Raw genomic sequence first — 24,980 nt, 5'->3', positions numbered from 1 at the left:
CATGGGAGCAATCAAAGCCGTATCAGTCACCGCGGCCGTGGCCGTCGTGGCGCTATTCGTGGGCATGCTCGGCGTTGGCGGGCAGAGCGCCAGCGCAGCGTGCGGCGGAAGCAACGTCAACCCGGCCACCGCTGCCCAGGCGGGAACGGTCGCCGGGTTCTCTGGCGACCAGCTCACCAACGCCGCGTACATCATGAACGCCGCCGTGACGCTCGGAATGGATACCCAGGCCGAAACTATCGGTGTGATGGTCGCCATAGGTGAGCACGGCCTGAACAACGAAGCCACGGGCGACGGCGCTATCAACCCCGACGGCACCGTGGCCGACTCTATCGGCCTGTTCCAGCAGCAGCACACATGGGGCAACTACGCCGACCGGATGGATCCGTTCAAATCCGCGACCCTCTTTTTCCAGCGGCTAAAGAACCTACCCGGCTGGGAAAGCATGACACCAACGACAGCTGCACACGCGATTCAAGTCAACGCCGACCCGAACTATTACACGCCGTTCTTCACAAAGGCGGCGGCAATCGTTCAAGCGCTCTCGTCTACGTCTGGGGCGGGATCGTGCGGTGTCGGCGGCGATGCGGTCGCACTCGCCCAGGAGCTTGTCACCGCGGCCGACAACGGCAACCTCGTTGGCTCGGTACCCGACCACATCAAAGAAATCCGCTGGATCGCTCAGGGCAAAGCGATGCCTGATTGCGGGATCGATACCCGCATCCTCCAGGTCATGGTGATCGCGCTGCACACGTTCGGCAAGATCGGCGTCAGCGACATCAACCGCAAATGCACCGGGCAGATCGAAGGCGCCGGTCTGCTCTCCGCGCACTACGCCAACGGCGGCGGTCAGGCCATCGATTTCTACTCCCTCGGCGGCACCAGCACCAACGGCGCAGACGCGAACGCACTCAGGTTGATCGCTGTCCTTGACCCGATCATGCCCAAAGACGCAGGCCTTGGCCAAAGCGAATGCCGCGCCGCCGCAGGCGACGAACCAGCGCTCACGAACTTCTCCGACTTCAACGACAGCTGCACCCACGTACACATCGACGTTGGCCACGTCACCGGGCAGCTGAAAACCGGCCAAACAACCAATTGACACGTACGTGTCAACCGAGAGGAACGAGGAACACATGAGTACACGCAAAAAGACCAACAGTCGGGCACCACAATTCCGGCCGACCTACGGCCCCGGAACCTGGCTCAGACTCGAAGCCGGCTTCTACGCAATTCCCGTACCAGTTCTCGTCGGTGATATCACCGAACTCGCCGACACGGCCCCGGAATCGCTCGGCTTTCGCCGGATGAAAACAACAGCGGGGCCAGGCAATATCGGCCGTACCGAGAAGATCATGCTCGACTTGTCCTCTCGCTACGACGCCGATTTCTACCGCACTGGAAGCCCCTCAGAGCCCGGCAACATCATATTCGGCGCGCGGTTCGATGAATCACACCCCGAAAAATGGTGGTCAGCCATGCACGAACGCGGCAGTGTCATCGTGATCCTCGGCCCCACCCAAATCATCATGAAAGACCTCCCGAAGACCCAAGCAGACTTCATTGCCCGAATCAACACCATGTGGCTCGCAGACGTCCCACTGATGATCAAAGCATGGCCCGACGGGATCGGTACACACCCGGCCGAGAAGATCAGGAGCTGAGCGACGTGAGTTTCAGCACCGGTTGGAAGGCTCTCCATGAAGAAGAAGATGGACAGGTCGACGCTCAGCGCCTGCGCGCTTTCCGCGTCTCACAATTTCTAATGTTGGCGCTGTCGTTGGCGTTGATCATTGCAGCCGTGACACTCCAGATAATGTTTGGTCAGCTAGCTGACGCCGGCGGTAGTAGCTGCACCACAGACGCATCTACAGGCCTCAGCGTAAGTTGTGTGTTTCCCCCGGGGTACGTACTCTCCAAGGCCGTACAGACGTTTGCCCCTGGAGCCTTCACGGCTGGGTTGGTGGGAATTTTTCTCCTACTTATGATCCGTGGAGCCATGCTGAGGGTCAGCCTTGCTAAGGCAAACTCGACGCCTTTTCGCGCCCGGGAGGAACCTCTAACAAGCGACGAAATTTACCGTCGCCCGGTCGAAGACGACCGGCGAGATTAAGGGCTGAAAAGGGGAAAATTTAGCCGCGTAGATGACGGGAGCGTCTGAACCCCACGGAGAGTTACCCGAAATGAGAGGTGCGGGCTCGGTTTTTGGAGCGGTTGGTGGCCTGCTTTTGAGGCACGTTCGCAGCGAAAAAACCGTAGGAAAGGTAACGGGGTCTTGGTAGTGAATATTCGCGTTTCTGGGAGCCACGGTTATTGCCGTTGAGAGCCACTTCCCGATAGTCGGTGTCGGTGTCATTACCGTGGGGGTGGCGGAATATTGTCGTTCGGAGCCGGCTGGTTAGGCTCCTCACCAATGGTACGTAGGATCAAAACGAAGCTGGTGCTCGAGCTTCGGGCTCAGGGGCTGACAGGGCGGATGATCGCTCAGGCGCAGGGCGGATGGTCATCCCGAACTGTTTGAGCGTTGCCGTGAGCGGCTCGTCCGCTGGGGCGATGGTGCTGGAGGAGAGCAGTTCGACCGTGGTGCCGTCGAATACCGCCCAGCATTCGAAAGCGCCCAGCCGGGACATGTAGCGGATGCCAGCGTAGAGCGGATCGCCATGGGTGTCGGTACGGGAATACACCCACGACGCGATTGCCCGGGTGAGCCGTCTGCTCGGACCGCGAATATGAGCAACATCAAGGTTCTCTATGCCTTGCTGCACCAGCACGTCGGCTGCGGCAGCGGTCAGATGCGTGTGCGTGGCCGGGGACTCGACGTCGACGAACGGGAGGGCGCTGACGGTGGTGAAGGATCGAAGCCGCCGTGATCGCAACCACGCTACGGACACGTCACCAGGCAGCTCGCGTCCTGGCACTGCTTCTACCTCGGAGAACGCACGCAGCATCGAAGCTCGGGGACGGTAGCCTGCGAGGGTCTCAGCGAATCCGCCTGACGGTTCCGTTGCGCCGTAAAGCACGCCAGCACCCGGAACATCGAAACGGTTCCCGGCCCGGTCGTTGGCGGCGTCGACGAGGTTCAGTTGCGAAAACCGTAACGGAGGTTCGGCGCGTTCGACTCGCCAAAGAACAGAGGGAGCAGCGACGAGGGCGAGCTCAGCCGGCATTGACGAAAGCGCGAGCGGCAGCCATAACATCCCGGACATTACCCGCCGTGATCGCTTCAGCCGGCGCCTGATCATCGAGCTGAGGATTCATGCCGATGAACCACATCCTTGTCACCTCAGGACCCTCGACCTCAGCCAACAACTCGACGACCTGGTACGTGTCCCGCAGAAGCTGCTGATCGTGCGCTGTCGGTGCAGCATCTCCCGTCGCCCAACGAGTCACCTGCCGGGGCTGCTTACCCGTGATGATCGCGACCACATCGCGACCCAGGATCTCCTGCAACCGCGACACGATCACCACAGAACCGGCACGTACCGCCTGACCATGCACGTCCCGGCCCACCGGGCGCAAAGCAAGATTCGTCATACCCAGAAACTACCACAAGACTAGCTAAAAGAGCCCTGTAAGACACGTTTAAAGACACCATAAAAAGCTGATAACCGCAATTATGTCAAGAGGCTGATTTCAGCATTCGCAATATACGCGAAACGACCGCGTTACTGAGGCCCCGACCGGCGTCGCACTGACTGGCGCCGCAATGCAAACGGCTGTCGCCAACACGGTCGTCTGATACCCGGCGCTAGTCTCGGTTCATGGAATGGACGGCTTGTCTGATCAGCGAGTGCACCGCGCCGGCAGGCGCCGAGTTCACGGTGAACGACAACGGGATCTTCACCGTTTACGCGGTCTGCGCCGTGCACCTCGCTGCCATCCGGAACGGCAGTGTGTTCCCCGAGCCCGGCGATCCGACACTTGGCTTGATCGGGCTCCGCTCAGAGAAACCTATTTGAGCTTGTTCTAGCCCCTTTGAGAATCTGACCTGGCCATTACTCGACGTGATCGCCGGATTGGTCAGGTTCTTGACGAAATATCCATTATCAGCGCAAAACGAGCGGGAATTGCGTTAGATGCAGGAACTCCAGGAAGCCGGCCAGAAAACATAAAATCATGACCAGGCTGCCAGTTCTGGACATCTTCCAGCGGCTTAGAGCGAAGGATGCGGTGTGAACTTCCGCGCTGACGTAGGTCTCTTGCAGCCAGGGCAACACCCGTGTGTCGAACAGCCGGGCCTAATAGCAACGAATTCAACCCTCGCGTATTCAATGCTCGATCAGAACCTCAGAAATGCTGGCGCCGGTTGTCGCAACGACGGTTTGGTTACGGATTCTTGCTGTAAGCAGCCACCGGCTGCGCACCTCAATCCGACTCTGAAGTTTCTACGGGTACCTCACCGCGGTGCTGCTGCCGGAACTCAATGAAAGATTTGTCGACTTTGATCCGGCTCGTAAGTTCCCAGCTGCGCTTCACCTTTTCAAGAACACCCGACACGGTAAATGGAAGTTGCTCTCGGTGCGCCGCGATCGCGACATCATAGTCATCGCCAGATAGCTCGATCGTCACTCTTTTCCAAGATCCGTCGACGTCAGCGCGCACGACAATCTCTCCGGTCGCGGCATCATCGTCGTTCGATCGTTCGCCGCGGCGCAGCTCAACAACCGGGCCAGTTAACGTGACCTCGCGTGGAGGCTCTTCCCGCGCAAGCCGGGCTTCCACTCCTTCTAAGAGCAATATTGTCTCGCGCGGAATCTGAATTTTGTTTGGTACTGCCTCTCGCTGAGCCTCTATTGGCGCCCACTCGAAGGAAAGGTCAATGGAGCGCAACCCGTCGCCGGCGCCCATGGATTGAAGGGCCTTTACCAACGGCAATCGCATGCCAGACGCCATGGCCTCTTCCAAAGCAGGGGCACCCTCTTGAGACTCAGCGACTTGCTTCGTTGCAAAAAGACCGCGAGCAAGGGTAGTCATCACCTGCCGAGTAAAACCAACTGGCTTGGACTCCTCGGAAGTTTCGCCTGCTCTTGCATCAGATTTTGGAGATGCCGTTTGTGTGTCGACCCTCTCGCCGTCGAGTCGAGCCGCGACGGTAATTATGAAGCTCCCATGTTTGGTATGGCCCATACGAACATCGTCGTTCAAGAAATTGTTGACTGTTGCCGAAGTGCGGCCCCGGCCTGAGGCGTAGGGGTTGTCGGCAGTGATCGCCGCAGACCGGATCATGTCGTCAATGCTGTCCAACAGGTGTGTAGCCTGACGTAACGGGATCGTCCCATCTGCCATATGCTGATCGACACGTACGAAGAACAGGTCAGCTCGAACTGCCGCAATCTGCTCTGCTAGGTCCGATGGTCGCCAATCATAAGTCTCACTAATCCGCGAGATTGCTTGGTTGAGACGTAGTTCATAGTCGTCGAGTGAGGTGTTTCGTGGCAGTAGAACGCGAGCGACTGAATCGCCCTCTGCGCCAGGTTCACTCCAAATCTGCGCGTAGCCGAGGTCGGATTGAATAGTCCAGCTACGGCTCGCTAAGAATTGAGCAACGCGGGAGTCATCGAGAATCGCACCGTATTCGCCGAAAGCGTTATTCAATGAGCGCGCCACTTGCTTGCCTCCTCCATCAGGTCGAGCAAGCGCGCTGGAGTCAGCACGTTTGCTTTCGGTATGTGAACCGTCTGACTTTCCTGCGTCTCGATAGGTGCTGGCAGATCATGACCCCAGAGGTAGTACATGTGGCTCCGCGCCAGAAGCCCATCTACGTTGGCATCTAGCCAGTATGCTGAGTCGGCGTCCGTGACGAGCACGCAAAGGAGGAATGGCGTAGCGCGCATCGTTTTTGTCATGCGCGTAATTGTCCGCTTGCTTAAAGACCAAGCTATCGTGTCGGCACGCTCGACTGACTCCTGGCCCGTGCACTTGAGTTGCACGTCTATTCCGGCGTCGCTGAGATCCGGATACTCGACCCGGGACTTCAACGTGACGTCGCGGACGTCATAATCTTGACCCCACTCACCAACGTCTAGACCGGTGGCGCTTGCAAGCAGGTGAAGGAACGCTTTACTTAGTTCTTCTTTCATACCACCAAGGGGCATCGAACCCGATGGCAGCTCGTGGGATCGAGCCCATGAAGTCGTCGTCCCAGCCCCCGCGTTGGTCATAAGAGGATTCAACCACAGTCGGGACGCGTATGACTCGCCGAAGGTAGTTGTGCGTCCTGCTATCGCTCAGCACGCAGTCAGCTCCTGAAACCAAGGGAATGAGTTGGATGGCGGCCGCCCGTGCCGCAGCAGCCCGATACACCCTCGATAGATGCGAAATGTCTGGCGCATCGAGGCTCGTCCGTGTCACCGAGCGGTCGATAAGCAGACTCGAGAACCCATCGGCCTTCGTCACTTTCGTCGGCGGTCATTGAGCCAATTCAGAACCCCACGTGCGTCAGTTACGTTATTGCTGGACTCACCCGTTTGGCCGTCGTCGTCCTGGTAGGAGTAGTCGGTTCGGATACCAACGTCATGTGTAAAAGTGTCGGTGTATGTCTCTTCCCGTGTGTACTTGCCTTCCGAGCTCCAGCCGACGTGGGTACTGGTCCGGGTATCCGACCGTCCGCGGAATTCGTCGTAGTTATCGACGAAATCAGCGAGCTGTTCGGCCTCATCATCCGTCAGCCGAGCGCCCGAGATATCAAGATGCTCCCCGACGTGGGCTCGAAGCCGTTTTTTCTCGTTCTTATCCATTGACCCCTCCACACGTCCCAATGGCCGTGACTTCGACCTTACTGCGGTGCCCTCGGCGGAGCAGCGTCGCAACACGAGCAGTTGGCGGCTTCTCGAACGTTCTCGTTCGCGGGTCCTCGAGACCCCCGGGAGGCAACGCGCAGATGATGCACGCGCGAGTCTGAATATTCGCTTCGATGGGCACCAGCTCTGGAGTGAGCGGGTTCCGCTTAGATTGCCAGGTGGTCTCCATTGAGCCAGCCATAGTCAGAAATCTAGCCTGCGTGATTCGGCTTTGATTCTGAATGGCTCAAACCTTCATGGGCGACGAATCGCTCAAGTAGGGGTGATCTCGACCCGTTCCATGAGTAGGCGAGTTGGTCGCGGGCGCGGGTAGCGGCGACATAGAGCAGGGAACGCTCTCGTAGCAGGGCATCGGCCCGTTCTGTTTCGGGCAAAAATTTCACGGCTGTTGCGCTGGGTAGGGTTTTGTCGTCGAGCCCGAAGAGGAGCACATTGGCGAATTCGGTGCCTTTTGCCCGGTGCATGGTCATGACCAGTGGTTGACCGGTTTTAATGACGCCGCGGTCGATGGGGCGCACTGGTATTTTCCGGTCGTTGAGAGCGCGAGCGACGTAGTCGCGGGTGCGGCCGTCTCGGACGAGGATGGCGATACTCTCCGGGGCGGGGGCGTTCTCTGCGGTGAGCCATCTCGTGATGAGGTCGGCCGCGTTACTGATTTCGTCAGCTGCTGTGGCTGCGGGCAGCGGCATTGGTTTAGGCCCGTGCCTGGCGGAGCGGTACCCAGCTGCGTCTTCGCTGACGTCTTCCAGATCGATGAAGGGGGCACCTTCGAGGATCCCGACAGCGTAGGCGAGGTTTTGGGCGGTTGTCCGGTAGTTGAGGGTGAGGCGTTGCGATCGGCCGACGATTTTGATCCCATAGTGTCCAAGGATGACGCGGTGTCCGTAGATGCGTTGGTGGGAGTCCTCTGCGATGAACAGGTCATCAGCTCCTTCATTTGCGAGGGCTCGAAGGAGTTGCCAACGGGTTGGGGTAAGGTCCTGGCCTTCGTCGATGAGGACATGATCTGCGAGGGATGAGCCGGTTTCAATACGGACGCGAACCAGATGAGCGGCGGCGATCGCGGAAGCTTCTTCAAAGTCCGCAGTGCCGGTCATCCGGGTACGGCGACGGTACGTTTCGATGGCGTCCCATACAGCGTTCCTGCGCGCACGGTCAAGTTTCACCCCACGTCCAGGTCTTCTGACCTTTAAATATTGCTCCCGGGTTGTGATGGTGTTGGGAAGCACGACGAGGGCATACTCGGCGGTGAAGAACGTACCGTTTCGGAGTTCCGGGTCTAATCCGGTTGCGTCATCGAACGCGTCCGCCCATGCCTCGGCGTTGGTGCGTGTGGTGATTTCGCTACCTCGGTAACCGAGGACAGCTTCGACATCGTTATCAATGTCTGTGCTTGCGTATTTGAGAACGGCCGAGGCGAGGGCATCGACACCGGCGACGTACACACCGGGTTCTCCAAGTGCGGTGGCGATGCGGATCTCAGGGGCGAGCCGTTGGAGGTCGCTTTCCAGCGCTTCAGCGAGGTTTTTTGTGTATGTGGTGAGCACAATGCGTGCTTCCGGGTTGCGTTGGGCGAGCATCCGGGCGCGGTGCAGGAGCACAACCGTTTTCCCCGTCCCGGCACCGCCGGAGAGCCGGAAGGGTCCGTTCCAGCTGCGCTCGGCGTATTTGCGTTGCTCGGGGTGCAGGAATACCCGCCATTCGGCGAAGTCTCCGTCTTCGATCGCTCGGGTGAGCGCTTCGTCATCGACGATGGTGAAGGAGATTTGGGCGGCGGGATGCTTTAGGGCCTGGATGAGTCGGTCGTCTTCGGTTTCGTCCCGTTCTGTTTCTGGTTCGTAGTTGTCGAGTGCTAGGTCGCCGCGGATCCGTTCAACGGGCAGACCGGTTTTAAGTTCCAGGATCGCGAGGGCCTGCCAGAGGGCACGGTCCGCTGCGCGTTCCGCGACCTCGTCAAGCGCCTCGGGGGTATGCGCGGCGAGGGCGGCCTCAGCGATCCTTGGGTCGATTCCAAGTTCCTCCACCAGCGCGTCGAGGGTGTATCCCAAGGCCGGAAGCAGAGGCCCTGCCGGGCTTTCTGTGCTGCCGGCCGTGGTTCCGCCGATAGTGTCGGTGTTGGTCGCTGAGGGCCGGGCGAAGTTGTCCGTAGTTGGGCTCGCGGATGTCTCCCCCGCACGTGCCGAAACGGTGGCCGGCTGGGGTGCGCTGCCGAAGTTGTCGGTGGGTGTGGTTTCGCGGATGAGTTCGGCGACACCATTCACTGGGTTGATGGTTAGCCGGGTTTTTTGGGCAATCGCGATTGCTTCGTCGTGGTGCCAGATGCCGATGAAAACGTAGTGTGCGTCGTCGCCGCTTCCTTGCACCTTGAACAGGACAGCCCGGTAGGCGTCGTCGACGCGTCCCGTTCGGACCCGTGGGTCGGCAACGTTGTGCAGCGGTTCGATGTGAAGCCCGGGTGTAGTGTCGCTGGTTCCGAGTTTTTCAAGGAACGCGAAGGCTTTCTTTTTCACAGCCGGTTCGAGTTTGTTCACGCTTGGTGTCATCACGATGTACGGCATGTTCAGCCTTCTTTTCCAGTGAGGAACCGTGCGATCTCGTGTGGGTCCGCGGCGATCACCGTCCAGCCGGATGTTTCAAGGTCACGTTTGTCGTTTTCATCCCAGAGGAATTCAACGGCAAGACGCTGTTCTGCCCAGGCGAAGGTGATCGGGATACCCTCGTCCGATTCCAATCCCAACGCGGGCGGCGGAACGTCAAGTGCGGCAAGTTCGCGGGCGAATTCGCGTTCCTCGTCGGTTTCTAATGCGTTGACGACCGCTTGCCATGAGGGCGGCAGCGCATCCGCTGCCTTTTCGCCTGCACCGCTGCTAGGACTGGCCGCAGCAGCCGGGTTTGTGTCATCGTCTGATCCAGGCTCGCCCAAGAGACGGGTCGCAGTTGTGATATTGGTAGTCAGCCGCCGGAGGTTTAGGGCGTTGGAGAGCGAGAGCCACTCACGCCAGGCCTGGTCAAATTCGGCGCTGTCAAGCGCGGATGCCCGGTCGTCAAGAACCACGACGATCTCCGCTGCGGTGACGTTCATTCCTGGCGCGCGACATACCGCTAACAGCGGGCCATGCTGGTAGGCCCAGGTAGGTTCCCCTCCCCCGCTGCTTGGGGGTTGGTGTCCGAGAACGATGAGGCGGGCTGTTTCTTCCAGTGAGGTATCCGCGGCGACACCGAATTTGTGCTGCGCGGCCGCTGAGATGATGCCAGGCACCGCGTTCGCGAGTCTTTGCCAGGCACCTGTTGAAGCTGTGCTCATCCACGCGGTGAGGAACCCTAACGGGCCTCCTATCAACCCGGTCAACGCGTCTCTGTTGTACCCGAATTGGTCCATCAGGTTCATTGCGAGGGGTTCAGAGAACCAGGCCGGAGGGTGCGGGTGCGCGCCGTCTTGCAGGTTAGCCCAGGTGATCCCGAGAACGACGTGGCCGGCGTCTCTGAGGACCTCACGTTTGAACGAGTCATCCGCTAACCGGTTGTGCGCATTGGTGGCGTGGAAGGCTTTCCCGTCGGTGAAGATCTGCACCTCCGGGATTGAGGTGTCGGATGAGGTGAGGGTGAAGTCGGGCATGCTGTTCGCTACGCTCTGCTGCGGTGACAGGGTCCACCGACCGGACGCCCCAATTCCGGTGATGAGGAGTTTGTTGCCTTTCGGGCCCGGGGTTTCCGCTACCACAGCGCCAAGAGCGGCCATTCGTAACCCGAACGCGACCCGAAATTCCTGTTCGAGGTGCGATTCGTGATCTACCGGTGCCGGCGGGGTTTCGGTCAGTGTCCAACCGACTGTGTCGCCGGGTTCTTTGCTGGTCTCGGAACCGAGCAGGAGTGAGCGGAGGAGCCGTTCGGCCGCCTCACGGGACACACTGTCGACGAGGCCGGGAGGGGTGAACGGCAACAAACACAAATGGCAAGCAAGCCGTTTATGGCTTTCGTTTTTGCACGGGCAGTCGCGGACTTTCCGGTACGCACGGAGCAGCAGATCCCACATTTTGGTCGGGTCAGCGAGCTCCGCAAGGTACCCCGTGCCACCTGGGACGACATCGTGAAGTAGTAGCGCCTCATAGTTGTCCCCGCCGTCGCTGAGCGTCGGGTCGATGACCGGTTCAATCTGGATGTGGTCGGGGGCACCACCGATTTGTTCGCGGAGGCCCAGGAGAAGCGCCGCCGACAGGCTGGGCACAGCGAAACGGTCACCGAGAGTGACCGCCGGCGGCAGCCGGAGGACAACCCCCTGTGTTGTCAGGGTGCGCGAAAGCGCAATGACGCGAGCATCTTCTTGAGATGATTTGCGAAGCGGACACCAGGCGCGGTGTTCTTCTGGCCGGTTCGAACGCGATGTCATGTCCAGCTTGCCGCAGCGCCCACAAACCCGGAAGAACGGTGCGGACTGGTCAGTGCCAGCGATCGTTGAGGCCGGAGCAAATACTCCTGCCCGGCCGGCATTGATCCACCGGATCGTCAGGGTGCGCAAATATTTGACCCCGAAGCCGTGATTCTCTACGAACCACTGCCGGACAACGTGGGCCGGATCAATATCGGCTGCCACGAACGCTGCAAAGCGTTCACGCTTCCGCTCGTCCCGGCGATCCCCGATGAGTGCCTCATCCCGACGGACCTCAGCCGACACGCGCTCCAACTCAACGACCTCAAAACGCTGCCGAACATCCGCGATCGCCCTGCTCCCACACCGCGGGCACGAACCGACAATGACGATCTTGCCTGACTCGCCAAGGTCGGAGGCGAACCCGCAGGCCGGGCAATGCGCCCATCTACGGATCGCGGCACCGTCGGTACCGAGGTCCACAGCATCGATAAGGACCTCGAGCCCGTGCGCGTAGAACGTTGCCCCCGGAGCCAGTTCCCGGAGCGCGTTTGATGCGCCCCGCTTGTAGGAAACAGCATCGGTTTCGTACCGCTCCGTGTCCGGATCAATCCAGCTGAGCGCGACATCGAGAGTGACCGAGTCATCGAGGAGAGTGTAGTTAGGGAGGATCCCGTACTCCTCCAGAACCGCAATCCAATGCTCGCCTTTGAGAACGGACAACTGCTTACCCGTCATTTTCAGGGCAGCAGACGCGGAACGAAATGCCCGCCTGTCCTCGTCGATCGCAGCCGGCGACTCGGCCTGTTTCTGAAGTTCCGGCAGTATTTTCTCGATTTGCTGGCGCCGGAAGGAGAGCGTCTCGACCGTTTTCGCCCAACGCTGCGATGCGCTTCGGAGATATTGTGCAAGCGCACTAGACCCAGGCTGGTCGGCCGGTTTCGCCCAGTCCCGAAGTCCCAACTCTGCCGCCGCGGACAGAGAACTGAAGGAGTCCAGGAAAATGTTAAGCTGCGCGTCGGTGTGCGTCTCGGACTCGATGATGAGGTCGCCGAGGAAACTGTTATCCCCAGATTGTCCGATCGCGGCCTGCGCTGTGCGTGGGTGCTTTCGATCCGCAGACCGGGCAAACCCGTCGATGAGGTACGCGAGGTATTGTCTCCGGAGGATCTCATCTGCGCTGAGGTACGTGGCGGGCGGCCGGACGGCTCCGTTAATGATCGAGAGGGGGTCACCCAGCCGCGGCAGATTCTCGCCCCGTCCGGTCACGAACGCGAGGTTCAGCGCGTTACCGGTCAGCCGGCCTGCGCGGCCAACGCGTTGCAAATACGATGCGACACTTCGCGGGAGGGAAGCGAGCATGACGGTGGACAGGTCCCCGATGTCGATACCCATCTCCAGGGTGGGTGTTGCGACAAGGACGTTCGGTGATTGCGGCTCCTGATGACCGCTTTTGAAACCGTTCTCGTACCGAAGCCTGGTCTCAGCATCCAGCAGGCTCGTATGCTCCCGAGAGACAATACGTCTCATGTCACGGGATCGGTATAGGCGGCGATAGTAGTTATCGCCGCGGCCCTGCCTGCGCAGGTGGCCGGGGCAGCGCATCACCGTACACGGAGCATCCGCCAGTTGGTCGACGACGGTGGCAGTTCCGGGGACGATTGTCCGGCACACGTCACACACCAGGGTGTGTCGGCCCGCTTGAATGTCCGCGGTCCGGGTTGGTGAGAGCACCACCAGGCTGGGTTGCAGAGCAAATATTTCAGCCGACGAGTCACTGTTGGTGACTGTTAGGGTGCCGCGTTTGGCGAGTTCACGAAGAAGCAGAACGGCGAGCCGGCCACCGTCAGTCGCGGAGACCCCCAACATCTTCTTCGTCCACACGGCGTACCAGCTCTGAGCTGACGCAACAGCATCCAGGTTGTCGTTCTTCTTACCCGTTTGGGCGTTGCCACCTATGCGGGGGAATGCGGGTGCGGGTCTGCCTGGTGGGAACGCCGGGACCCCTTGCCCGCGGTTCCGGCCACCCCAGATAAGCCACCGTTTGCCGTCGTCTTTCAGGTACGGGGTGAGCCAGACATGCGAAATACCGCCGCGTGTACGGATCCGTTCCAAGACACCACGAACCCAGGTGATCAGGGTCGAATCTTGAAGCTCAGCAGCCATGTTGCTGCCGAAGGTGACACCGATGTCGAAGTTGATGAGTAATGGCCGGGCGAGTGTCGACAACCGTTCCGGGGCGCCCGCGTCAACCTCAGCGGCAACACTGCCGGTGAGCTCGAGTGTCCGGCCGAGATGGGACTGCAAACCGAATTCCAGGGACGCATCAAAAAGCAGACGGTTCTTCACCCGGCTACGGACAGCGGTCGGAACCGATCGGAGCGTCGCCGAGTCCCAGAACCGCGGGAACTCGCCGCGTTCCGAGAGTTCCGGTGGCAGGATCCGGTACCGTTTGAACCGGTCATCCCCGGCGCGGCCAAGAACTTCATCGACGAGGTCCGCGAGAGTGATCGGTTCGTCACCGACCGCGTCGCGGAACACAGAACGAAGCGTCAACGTATGTGACCTGCTCTGCACGAACCCTGCACGGTGCGCCGCGTCCTGCACGCTGTCGGTAAAGACGAGTGCTTTCTTTTCACGAAGATCAAGACCCTCAGTACCGAACATCGTCGACAGCGTCACCGACAAAAGCGTCGCGATAGCACTACCTAGAAACCGGATACCATCTGGCTGCAAACACGATGGGCACCAATCGTCCTGCGAGTCAGTATCAGCATCGTCACCGACAAGAATCAGGACCGGTAGCACAGCACCAGCCAACAAATCCTCGTCGTCATCCGGTGGAAGAGCGTCAAGGATGCGGCGTTGCCGGACGGCAAAGAAACGTAGCCCGTCACGTGTCGCATCAACGAGGTCGTCATCGTTCCGGGCCTGGTCGGCCTCGTTAGGAGCGAACATAAGAGCCCGGAAACGGCCCTCTTTCGCTGCATGTTTACCTCGGATGGTGTCGTCGTTGCTGTCAAGGTCATACCCCACAGCAGCAAGCGACACCCCCCACCCGGAACGGCCGCAGTGACGGCAATATATGGCCGGGAACGAATCGGCACCGCGGGAATCGAACACGTCGCTTTGGTCAAAGAGTTCCACCTCACCGTCATCGCTCCACAAAAATGTGGGTGAGCCCGTCGCGACGCGGTCGATGCGGGTCAGCTCCCGCACCCATAAATGCAAGTCCATACTCAACGCGGCGCGGCCAGCGATGGCACGCACATGGCTCAACGCCGCCGCCACATTGGACACAAACGCTACCCGCCGGTCAACATCTGCATCAGATGGTGACAGTGACGGTAAGACCAGCCCGGCGAGTTCACGTAACTCAACAGCATTCGTGGAAACGTCAACAAGTCGACGAATGAAAGGGTGGGCGCGTGACAAGTCCAGCAGAAACTCGGCATCTGCACTAGCAAGACTTGGACTGCTGATATCGAAGAGTCGCCCGAACACGGCGAGAGCCCGCGTGCGTGAGTCGGCGTCCTCGGCAAGCGTTGCGACCGCTTCATTAACCTGCTCGATGACGTCAGAATCGACATCCTGATTTCGGCCCGTCGCGATGACCTCAACCCGTTCGGTAGCGTCACCTGACCATTCGTCGACACTAAGTCGTGACTCGGTGATGACCGAGTCATCGTCGAAGAGTTCACCAAACACGGTGTGAGCGAATTCGATCATCGCCGCAGGATCCCCTTTATCGCCAAGCGTCGCCGAGGTCGCAACCGGGGTGAGTTTACCGAGCGGCCTTAACCGGTCATCATCACTGACGTCAGAAGCTTCCGTCCAATGACTCTTCAGCCGCAGACCGAGACGACGGAGCAGCATAGCGACGTCGGTGCCTTGGGCGCCGTCATAAGTGTGGAACTCATCCAACACCAAGTACTGGAGGCTGTGGGCGCTCTGTTCCCAGAGGGCTGCGTCGTCGTGGCGGAGCAGCAACTGGTCAAGCATCTTGTAGTTGGTGAGGAGAATGTCGGGTGCGTTATGCCTGATCGCATACCGGTCCGTGATCAGACCGTCCGCGGAAACAACGGTGCGTTCGGGACCCTCTTCCCCTGTGTACAAAGCAGCGGTGATTCCGCCAAGCGCAGGGTTTCCGGTCAGGAGCGCTGCGAGACGTTGGGCCTGATCATTCGCAAGCGCGTTCATCGGATACAGGATCAGCGCCTTCGTGCCAAGCTGCCCGGCACGTTTGGCACGAAGGACGTGATCAACGATCGGGTAAAGAAAGGCCTCAGTTTTCCCGGAACCAGTACCCGTGGTGACGAGGGTCGGTAGAGGCCGTGGTTTGTTCGGTCCGAGATCGATGCTGGTCAGCCGTGCGATCGCGCGAGCCTGATGCCCGTACGGGGTGAAGCCAGTCAGCCAGTCGCCAATATGCTTCCGCCAACCCTCGTCTGCCGGACGAAATGGAAGCCGAAGCCGCAAGTAGGGTCCCCGGAAGATCCCATCGGTCGGGTCGTTGAGGAACTCGTTCAGACGGTCGCCCGCGTCATCATCCGCCAAAGCGAACGTCGTCGTCAAATAGTCGACGAGACCTTCCCTGACACTCTCCGCCTGTACGGTTGGCAACAACTCGCTCACGAACGCTCCCGCAGAACTGTCTCGAAGTGGGCGTATGCCTGCCGCATGTCAGTCTCACGATCCAAGTTCACAAACGGAAGCTCGTACACGTAAGTATTACCCGCCTGATTCGTCGCGGTGCGCTCCCCCTCCGTGATGTCATCGCCCTTCTTCCGCCACACCGACGCGACAAAGTACGGCACGAGACGACCGTTGGTGTCATAAAGATACTCGCGCTTGTCATACCCAAAAAGCACCGGGAACTGGGTCCGGTAGATCGTGCACAGTTCGTCGGCGGACACCTCAAACGCAACAGCCACAGCGGCGTCGATTTCTACCTGGGCACGTCTGCGATCGACTGCCAGCCGCAACGGGACGCCCGAATTCCACTCGGAGGATGTTTCGCCGATCTGGACTGTTGACCCGTGCGCTGGAATAGTCCAATAGTCATTACGAAAGTCGCTCTCGAAAGACGCTCCCCACAAAGCGGCGTATGCATCTGTGACCGCGTTCAAACGAAGGCTCCGAAGCGCGATCACCGTCGACAAAGGGTGGTTGGTAACGGTTGGCAATCGACTAGCTGTTCGCGCAGTTATGGTGGATTTTGGTGCCACTCTCAACACAAAATCGACAAGCAATGACGACATCGTTCCGGCAACCAGCGCGAGATTACCCGGTCGCTCATCAGCAAATCCTAGGGAGGTGACTCCATTAATGTGAGCCATGCCCGGAGGAAAAATGGCCGAGATCAGGGTGCGTTCGCCCGTATTAGCCGCCATATTTCGCCACGCCACACGGTAGTGATTGCGTGCGGGATCAGTGTGGGCTCCGCCCCAGTGAGTGTAGGCGGCATCGTATCGCGCGCGGTTGCCGGCGGGCTTGTACGAGGTGACTGGGATAGCATCGGGTGCCAAGGTCTCTAGGTCAGTCGCGGACCAGTCTTGATTGTGGAGCATCGTTGCGTTTGGAGCCTTATACATCGGGGTCGATACGAACAGGTGTGGTCCTTGCAGGATGACGTCGTTCCACGAGGCGGACGCACCCCATGCTTTCGTAAAGTACCCGGCTTTGAAGTCCGTAGTCTCATTCCAGCCCTGGGAAAATTCCAGCCCGAGCGCTCCAATACGCGGCGCCAACGAAAGTTTGGCCAATACAGCAGCCGTCGCGTCGTTCACCGCATAGACCATCCGCGATTGCTGGATCGGGACCGCATCGTCCTCGAGAACTTTGTGCCAGGTGTTCAGAACGGTCTGGTCGACGTGAATGATGCGATTGTGGTGAGGCCGTACGTCCCATTTGCCGTCAAGATCTTTCAGGCCGGGCTCAGGGCCGGACCCGTCATGTGCAAATGACCGTTCGACGGTGTCAGGGTGGTAAAGCGACGTTGCCATCTTGAAATCGATTGCCGATGGCAGCGACGAGTAAACATGAACGCCGTAAGAAACGAGGTGGTGGATTTCGGGATAGAGCTGAAGTTCGTTGATAAATTGCCAATGACGGCGGAGTCGGGAGTAGGTTTCTGCGCGTAGCAGGCCCGCCTTTTCGTCGGTGAAGTGGGTTTCCGGATGGATGAGTGTGATGATTCCGCGTTCGGACCCGTTCCGCCAGGATTGTTCCATGAAGCACCGGTAAAGGTCGGGCCGAAGCCCCCTGAGTAGAGGAAACCGTGAGGCTGCCGATACTGCTTCACGGCTGGCCGTCGTCACAACCAGGCCATCGAGATAATAGTTCCGGGCGTCTTCTCTTGCCAAAGTCTCGGATTTGAACGTCGTGGCCCGTGCTGTATCGATTTTGGTCTCTAACGCCCACCGAATGTCGAACTCAGCGAGTGCCGCCGCCTCGTCCCAGTCCGGTCGTACCCAAGGCGGGTTTCCGACTTGGAGATCGAAGCCGCCGCGCCCGAATATGGCAGTGAAATCGAGTTCCCAATGGAAGAAGCCTTGGCGGGCTGCGACAGCTTGAGTCACCTGTAGCCAGGGGTGCGCTTGTTGGACGTCGTGTACGGTCCAGGTGCTGGCGAAGCCGATCTCGTTTTGCTCGATGACGCCCAGTTCACCCCAACTAGTGGACCGCGCTAGCCCAACTTGCCCGTGACTTCGGGCTGCAGGCTTAGCGTCTCGGTGCCTCCCAAGAATTTTCTGGCAGGCATCGATCCACTCATCAAGCGTCGGCGGAGTTGCACCCTGAGTGCTGTGGTCGGTCAGTGGCCAGAACCAGAGTGCTGTCCACGAGTCCATAACAAGTCGAAGCCGTTGGTAAGCGCCGTTCTCGTCCGCGAGAGACTCTTCGATTTCTTCACGAGATACTTGCCCACCCACGGGCAGGTTTTCGGCTCCCCAGACGGGAATCTGACGGCGAATTTGTTGTTCGGCGATCTGCATTCGCCGATATGCGAGTTGCCAGAGGATTTCGACGCGGTAGCTCAGTTCAATGAGTTGGTCGAGTTGTTTCTTGGTCGGTTTGCTGCGGATCCTTTTCCGCCAGTCTTTGAGCGCAGCCATGTTTTCGGGGGTGAGTTCTTTTGCCTCTTTCGCTTCGGCCGCGGATCCCCATCCGTCGCTTGGCAGAAGAAAGTGGTGAATCTTGCCGGCCGTAGCACCAGCAACTTTTTCGGAGGCGAGGTTCTCGGCGAGTTCCGTTACAGGTACATCTGTTGGTGTTCCCGCTAAGTGTGTTTTTTGTTCGACTTGGGCGCGAGTGAAGACGGCTCGGCGCGCCCCGATGAGTGAGTTGCCGCGTTTGAGGTGCAGCCCGAACCACGGCGCTGAGAGTCCTTCGACCATGGTGTCAAGCCACAACGATATTTCGGCGAGCTCCACAGCCGTGGAGTTCAGGTCCACCCCGTAGACTTGGTGCAGTGCGATGTACGCTTTCACCTCTTGCAGCCGGCGTGGGTACTCGTCCGGGTCAATTCGGGTGCCGAGTTCCTTTTGACGGCGAGAGAGGTATTGGTCGGCGAGCTGCCGGACAGCCTCAATCGCGAACGCCCCCGAACCGAGTGCCGGTTCACAGACCGTGAGGTTCAGGATGTCTGCGGCAGGCGTGGTCGCATCGTCTTGGTCGAGGAGTTCCGCAAGCGACTGGGAGACGACGAACTTGGTGAGCACTTCTGGTGTGTAGTAGGACGCTGATTGTTGGCGTTCACGCCCTGCCAGGCGGTACACGAAGGTGCCCTGCTGATGAAGGACCGGGCGCGACTCCATCGTGTCGGGGTCTTCGTATTGAACGAAGTCGGCCGGGCTGATTCCGTCGGCCCGGGTCACCGGGACAACCCAGGATCCTTTCGATGGGACACCGTTTTTGGCGACTTCGTAAAGGTTTTCGTCGGCGAAGAATCCCGTGTAGGACATCAGTCCTTCATAGACGGCGCCGAGCTGGTTGATACCGAGCTCGGCATAGGAAATGAAACCACGGTCCTTGCCGCGTGATTCTTTGCTCAACAAAAGGTGACGCAGGACCTTTTGCATTGCATGGTTACCGAGCCCAACCGCGTCAATGTGTGCAGTGGCTTGCGGTTGGAAGAGATCTGCTCGCAGCGAATGAAAGGTCAAACCCTCGTCAAGGACCGGCTGTGCGAAAGACCTCTCCGCAGTGTCAGGTCGTTTCCCGGGCACATCCAATTCGAACGTCGACGTTTGCTGAGGTGGCGTGTGTCCGTGATCGACGAGGTGAAACAGGCGGCCGAGGGAGTCGTAGATGTGTGTTCCGGAGTTCGCTGCAGGACTGTTAAGGGTGACGAGTGTCAGGTCGCGAAGACGGTCGAGGCTGTAGCCCTGTTCGAACTCACTCGCACCCACGGGTAGTACGCCAAGTTCCGGGGAGGCCTCAGCGTAAAGCAGGAACAGAATCCGATACAGAAACCGAAGCGACTGCGTCGCCAGTACCTGAGCATCCTCCTGGGGAAGCGGATCAAGGCTGTTGGTGACGCGCCTGCTGACTACCTCGTTCGCGATCAGCTCGATGGAAAGCCGAACACCGTCGCGGAGGTCTTGCGAGACACCGACGGTGTGCCTGACCGATTCCTCGAGAACCCCGGTCCACCAGATCTCGCCACTCTCGGCGTCGGGGAGGAGAGACTGTGCATCAACGGCTGTTAGTGCGCGGTCTATTTCGCCGGCACGCTTGTCGTCGTTTCGTTCCGCGACGAGTTGCAGGTTGATGGCGAGGTAGCGTCCCTCGGGCCACCGTTCACGCTCAGCGATGAGTATCCAGCGTCCAGCGAGCACGAGAGCAAACTGTGGGCCGTCGTCAGAGATCATCAGGGTTGTCAGTGTTCGAGCGACGGACGTCAGCTCCGTTTTTTCGTCAAACCAGAACGGCTCGATCAGAGTGCTGGCGTGTTTTTCGAGTAAGTCTTCGACGCTCTCGACTGGCTTTGCGTAAACGATCACCACCGACGAGGTATCTGACAACCCGGGGGCGGTGACGCGGAGGACCGGACCGCGTCGTTCTAGTTCGGTACCGCTCCCCCGATACCCCAGCATGCGTAGCAGCCGCTCATACAGCTCGGCGAGGCGCGCGTCATCAACGCCCGCGGTGACGGCGGCGAGTTCCGCCTCCAAGCTGGCCCTGGCTTCGGTGAAACGAGAACGAGTACTCGGGACACCGGTGGCCCGTGAGTCATCCCATTGTTTTCGCCGCTCGATGACCTGTGCGGTGAACGACTGCGATTTCGCGTCGGTGGTGAAGTAGTGCTCGCTGATCCAGTTCTCACCGATAATGATTGCGTCGCTCGAAGCCATTATGCGTCCGCCTCGGTGAAATCTGTTTCCCAACTTTGTGGCACAACGACCAGCAGGGGCCTGACGAGCTGTCGGTTCGGTGCCATTGATGCGGCGAGGGCACGTTCCGCTTCAATCGTGAGGCGACGTTGCTTCAAGTCTTTCCGTTGCACTAGCAGCGCGGCATCGGTTTCCCAAGCTGTGACCCGGTCAGACCATTTTCGGACACGTTCCTCGGTTGTTGCACGGGCCGCGCCGATGACCATTTCGAGGGCACCGTTTCCTCGTTCAACGGCCGGGCGGATTAGCTTTTGCAGTGCTTCCGGGTCAGCGACCGGCCCCGGGTTGGTCAGCTCTTTCGAAATGCCAATGCTCTCGAACAAGGCTTCTGCTGATTTGAATGTCTCTGGAACCGCGAACAGTGACTTCGGAAACCCGTCAAACGGTACCGCCATGAACGTCGATGCCACGATCTGTCCGCGCCTGTTCGTTAATGTTCCAAGGAGCACAACAGTGGGGCTGTCAACGTCTCCGCGGATCGCGAAGACCTGGTTTCTGCCGAGGGATGCCAGGGCACGGTCAGAGGCCCAATCAAGAACAGGATGAAGAGGGCCAAGGAAGTGAGCTTCCGGCCACTGTGAACCGTTCTGATCCCTGAGCGCGTCGGCGAGGATCGTCTTGCCGTGCTGGGTTGATGTGACGAGCTTGAGGTTCTCCCGGACGTGACGCTGCCCAAGGTAGCTCTCCGGAAGAACGTCAAGTCTCTGCTGCAAATCCGCGGGAGGCGCGAACTCGACAATGCTCTGGTTTTCGTGGTTCCGCCACGAGACCCCGCCTGCCGCTGGTGCCGCACCCGGTGTCACGTACGCCTCCTCGAGCGCCTCGCTGAGATAGTGCGCGTCGGTCGCGAAAAGCTTCACAGCAGGATCCGGTCGATCATGCACAGAAGCCCCCACTACTTCCCCATCGGACGATCCGTCACTGGTAGTGATCAGGTCCGCCGGGGCGAGGGGCGCATGCAACCGAGCAAAGAAACCCTCGATCGAATCATCGACTAACACTTCCTCGACCGTGCGAACGACAGAATCAAGGTCACGTTGCTCCGCGAGAACACGGAGGATCTCGTCTTCTTCCGCCTCGACGTCATATTTGCCCATCAGTGAGGCGGTGTCCCCCAGGGCTTTGTGGGCTTCTTGTTCACGCTCTAGCAGCCTGGTCAAGACACGAAGATCGCCGGAGAAACCGTCGTTTGAGGGATTCAGCAGAAGAGTCGTGATCTGAGGCGCACGTTTTTGCCCGTACCGATCGATCCGGCCGTTACGCTGCTCGATCCGGATCAGACTCCACGGAATATCGAAATGAATGAGCTCGTGGCACTGGGCGTGCAAGTTCACGCCCTCTGACGCGATGTCCCCGGTGATCAGCACACGGATGGGAGACGAGGCCAACTTGAAGCTTTCAACGATCTCCTGCTGCTCCATATCGGTCAGCCCACCGTGGAGGATTTGCACTGCTTCGGGCTTCAGGTTCAGGGCTTCCGGGAGAGCGGCCTTCAACCATTTCAACGTCGCTACACGCTCCGCGAACACCACCGCACGCTCCGGGGAGTTCCGTCCCACACCAATCTGTTGGAGGTAATCAACTAACGCCGAGTACTTCCCGGACCTGACCGGATCGATCCGAGCTGTCAGTTCGTCAAGATGTTCGAGATCGCGTTTTTCGCGCTGCTGCTCCGGTGTTGTTGTATCCCCGAGTCGGCGGATACGTTCACGGATACTCTCCCGAAGCGCCGCCGGAGACGACAGGTACGACTTAGCCAAGGTCCACGGAAAAAGGGACGAGTTCGCGCCACCCGAGTACGGGCTCGAACCGGTCGGGTGCAACCAAGTGTCAGCGAGTTCGTCAGCGACAGCGTCCTCTTCCGCCGATGCAGGGATGAGTTTGTGCTGTGGCTCTTTGCGCGGAGCCCAGTCACTGCCCACAGCCTGCGCAACCTCCGGGCTGTTCCGGTGCCGGCGAATGATTAGCCGTCTCACCTCGTCCTCGATGAGATCACCGTTCGGGCGCACCGCGCTGGGCTCAAGGAGACGGACCAGTTCGGCGAAAGACTCCGGTTTACCATTATGCGGCGTCGCAGAGGCAAGGATCAGCGCATCCGTCGTCGGGGCCAATATGTGGGCGAGACGGTTGTTCTGCGTTCCCGAGTTGGTGAGGTTATGCGACTCGTCGATGACGATCGCATCCCAACGCTGATTCCGTAAATGCTGAATGTACTTATCGCTCTTGAGCGTGTCGATGGAGATGATTGCACGCTTGTAATAGGTGAAAGGGTTCCGGGTAGCCGGCAGCTTTTGACGCAAACGCTGAATGCCGACAGAGTCAAGACGCACAAAAGGTAAAGCGAAACGCGTCCACATCTCGTGCTGGATCTGCTCCAGAACATGCCGGGGGCTAACGATAAGAATCCGGTCACCTCGACCGCGCGCAACTAGTTCCGAGAGAATCATCCCGATCTCGAGAGTCTTCCCAAGCCCCACCGCGTCGGCCAACAAAATGCGGGGACGCAAGTTCGCCGGATCAAGAGCCTGCCGCACCGCAGTCTGCTGATACGGCAACGCATCAGCGAGCATGCTCCGGCTTGTCGTCATGTCAGAGCTCGTCAACGGCGTCGGGGTTTTGCGTAAAGTCGCTTCCACCCACAACTTCGCCCGACGGTAACCAGATGACCCGTCCGCAGTGACAATCGCATCAGCCGGGTCGAGAACCTGAACGTCATCTAGTGCCTCGTAAAAGCTGGCGGTCGTGTCACGCACTAGCTCCGAAAGACCCTGCACCCGAAACAGACCACCATCGGTAGCCTGCTCAACTTTCGTGACCAGCCATTCCTCATCCCGAACCAGAACCACAGATCCAGGAGCGACGTTTAATTTGCTGTCTACGAACGAGTTCTCCAACTGCCCCCCTTGGCGGATCTGCGACCTTGCCTTCTGCGATCGTAGTAGGGAATTTCCCCGAGTGCCGCTGCCGGAACACAACGGCACTTGTGAAGCTGGATTATGCTCAGCCCCTATCCGGAACGCTCGCCTAGGCCCAACGCACTAGCTGCGTCCGATCGGGCCTTGTCGATCGCAAACAAGCAAGCAATAGCTCGAGTAGTAGCGCCACACGACGTACCCGGGGTCTCGGCGCGTGGGGCAACCCTACGAACGCCACGCTCTACCGAGCAAAGCGCGACGTGCTGCCCACTTCAGCCACGCTTGGAGTTCAAACGTTTACTTTTGATCCTTTCACGTTGGTGGGCAATCTACGGCACCCATGCCCAGGGGGTTACCTTCCGACGCTTGGCCCGAAGCTGCATCTGACATAAGCAACGACTGAGATCGGCAAGCGAAGTTGAATTTCAACGATCGCAAAGATGTCACGAAGAATTGTCGTTTACGGAAAGTTCTCGAGCTTCGTGTTGATGCTTTTGTTTGATCCGGCGCCTAGAGGATGCCTCGAAAACCTAAAGGTTAATGAGGCACCCCACTCCCCCAGTGACCGCAGTCCGATAATCGCGGAAACATGCGGAAGCCGCGTGTCTCGGAAACTCGTCTCTTAGTCGCGCGTGTCTCAGTCCAGGTTTTAGGGGTTCTTGAGGCAAGATGGCTGCATGAGGCTACTGGGATACACGCGGGTCAGCACTGCGGCGCAAGACGCGCAGTTGCAAGTCGACGCGCTCGTCAAAATCGGAGTTCAGCAGCGGGACATCTTCTCCGACGTCACATCCGGGACGAAGGTCGCCGCGAGCAGACCCGCGATGAGCCGCCTGCTCGAGTACGCCGTCGAGGGCGACACGGTCGTGGTCTGGCGGATCGACCGGCTCGGCCGTTCGCTCATCGATGTGTTGAATACGGTGAAGTCGCTGCAGCAGGCAGGCATCAACGTGCAGTCGGTATCGGACGGTATCGACCCGTCGACGAAGACCGGGCGGATGATGCTCGGCATGCTCGCCACCCTCGCCGAATACGAACGAGAACTCATCGTCGAACGAGTTAACGCCGGCATCGCCGTCGCCCAGGCAGCTGGAACCCGGTTCGGCCGGCCCGTCAGCGATCCGAAGGTGATCGCAGAGAAACTCGAGATCGTCCGTGGCGCCCGGAAAGCCGGCAAGACAGCCGCCGACGCCGCGCAGCTCGTCGGCTGGTCCAGAGCGACCTTATATAGGTACGAACAAAGCGCAGGTGTCGCGGCCAACACCGAACCGCTTGCTTCGAGCCTGACGGCATGACCGAGCCGGTAAGCGCGGACGAGATCCGCGAAGAAATACGTGCATCACTGCGCCGGTTACGTCGGCTCGGCGACGAGGGTCGGATCGTAATGGCTGAAGACAGCTGGAACACCGAATGGCACGACTCCCGGGTCGCGATCGAGATAGCAGCAGCAGCGCTGGAACGAGCGGACGCCGCGATGCTCTGGATCTGTCTCTTATACACATCT

General features: G+C 59.4%; 14 protein-coding genes. 5 read left to right on the top strand and 9 right to left on the bottom strand.

The window, feature by feature from the left end; genetic code table 11:
- The first annotated feature begins 1 nt into the window (after position 1).
- Positions 2-1,102: a hypothetical protein gene (locus QN358_RS12470; protein ID WP_323512563.1), complete on the top strand. Its 1,101-nt coding sequence runs from the start codon at positions 2-4 to the stop codon at positions 1,100-1,102.
- 7 nt (positions 1,103-1,109) lie between these two features.
- Entirely contained in the window at positions 1,110-1,664 is a 555-nt protein-coding gene (locus QN358_RS12465) for a hypothetical protein (protein WP_323512562.1), read from the top strand.
- Positions 1,665-2,426: 762 nt separating this feature from the next.
- Here QN358_RS12465 and QN358_RS12460 read toward each other — a convergent pair.
- The gene (locus tag QN358_RS12460; RefSeq protein ID WP_323512561.1) at positions 2,427-3,197 is read right to left on the bottom strand and encodes an RES family NAD+ phosphorylase; all 771 of its coding nucleotides are present in this window, start codon (positions 3,195-3,197) and stop codon (positions 2,427-2,429) included.
- Positions 3,157-3,534: a hypothetical protein gene (locus QN358_RS12455; protein WP_323512560.1), complete on the bottom strand. Its 378-nt coding sequence runs from the start codon at positions 3,532-3,534 to the stop codon at positions 3,157-3,159. Before QN358_RS12455 ends, QN358_RS12460 begins: the two co-directional genes overlap by 41 nt.
- 227 nt (positions 3,535-3,761) lie before the next feature.
- Here QN358_RS12455 and QN358_RS12450 point away from each other — a divergent pair, with 227 nt between their 5' ends.
- The gene (locus QN358_RS12450; RefSeq protein ID WP_323512559.1) at positions 3,762-3,959 is read left to right on the top strand and encodes a hypothetical protein; all 198 of its coding nucleotides are present in this window, start codon (positions 3,762-3,764) and stop codon (positions 3,957-3,959) included.
- A gap of 406 nt (positions 3,960-4,365) precedes the next feature.
- Here the strand turns inward: QN358_RS12450 and QN358_RS12445 are convergent, their stop codons facing one another.
- The 7 genes from QN358_RS12445 to QN358_RS12415 all read right to left on the bottom strand — a co-directional run bounded on the left by QN358_RS12445 (position 4,366) and on the right by QN358_RS12415 (position 23,455).
- Entirely contained in the window at positions 4,366-5,607 is a 1,242-nt protein-coding gene (locus tag QN358_RS12445) for a hypothetical protein (RefSeq protein WP_323512558.1), read from the bottom strand.
- Positions 5,592-6,080, bottom strand: coding sequence for a DUF4365 domain-containing protein (locus QN358_RS12440; protein WP_323512557.1), 489 nt, complete (start codon positions 6,078-6,080; stop codon positions 5,592-5,594). The genes QN358_RS12445 and QN358_RS12440 overlap by 16 nt, the downstream gene beginning before the upstream one ends.
- 312 nt (positions 6,081-6,392) lie before the next feature.
- Complete coding sequence (locus tag QN358_RS12435) at positions 6,393-6,737, bottom strand: hypothetical protein (protein ID WP_323512556.1); 345 nt, start codon at positions 6,735-6,737, stop codon at positions 6,393-6,395.
- Between the two features lie 254 nt (positions 6,738-6,991).
- Positions 6,992-9,358, bottom strand: coding sequence for a 3'-5' exonuclease (locus QN358_RS12430; RefSeq protein ID WP_323512555.1), 2,367 nt, complete (start codon positions 9,356-9,358; stop codon positions 6,992-6,994).
- 2 nt (positions 9,359-9,360) lie between these two features.
- The gene (locus tag QN358_RS12425) at positions 9,361-15,801 is read right to left on the bottom strand and encodes a DEAD/DEAH box helicase (RefSeq protein ID WP_323512554.1); all 6,441 of its coding nucleotides are present in this window, start codon (positions 15,799-15,801) and stop codon (positions 9,361-9,363) included.
- Complete coding sequence (locus tag QN358_RS12420) at positions 15,798-20,522, bottom strand: class I SAM-dependent DNA methyltransferase (protein WP_323512553.1); 4,725 nt, start codon at positions 20,520-20,522, stop codon at positions 15,798-15,800. The genes QN358_RS12425 and QN358_RS12420 overlap by 4 nt, the downstream gene beginning before the upstream one ends.
- Positions 20,522-23,455, bottom strand: coding sequence for a helicase-related protein (locus QN358_RS12415; protein ID WP_323512552.1), 2,934 nt, complete (start codon positions 23,453-23,455; stop codon positions 20,522-20,524). The genes QN358_RS12420 and QN358_RS12415 overlap by 1 nt, the downstream gene beginning before the upstream one ends.
- 698 nt (positions 23,456-24,153) lie before the next feature.
- Here QN358_RS12415 and QN358_RS12410 point away from each other — a divergent pair.
- A complete protein-coding gene (locus QN358_RS12410; RefSeq protein ID WP_323512551.1) occupies positions 24,154-24,771 on the top strand; it encodes a recombinase family protein in 618 nt (205 codons plus the stop codon).
- Positions 24,768-24,980: hypothetical protein (locus QN358_RS12405; RefSeq protein WP_323512550.1), on the top strand; the 213-nt coding region annotated here is incomplete at its 3' end. The genes QN358_RS12410 and QN358_RS12405, both read left to right, overlap by 4 nt.

The organism is Subtercola sp. RTI3 (genome assembly GCF_035018625.1).
GTDB lineage: Bacteria > Actinomycetota > Actinomycetes > Actinomycetales > Microbacteriaceae > Subtercola > Subtercola vilae.
The sequence above is the reverse complement of the archived record's forward strand: the minus strand, read 5'-3'. Positions and strand labels throughout refer to the sequence as shown.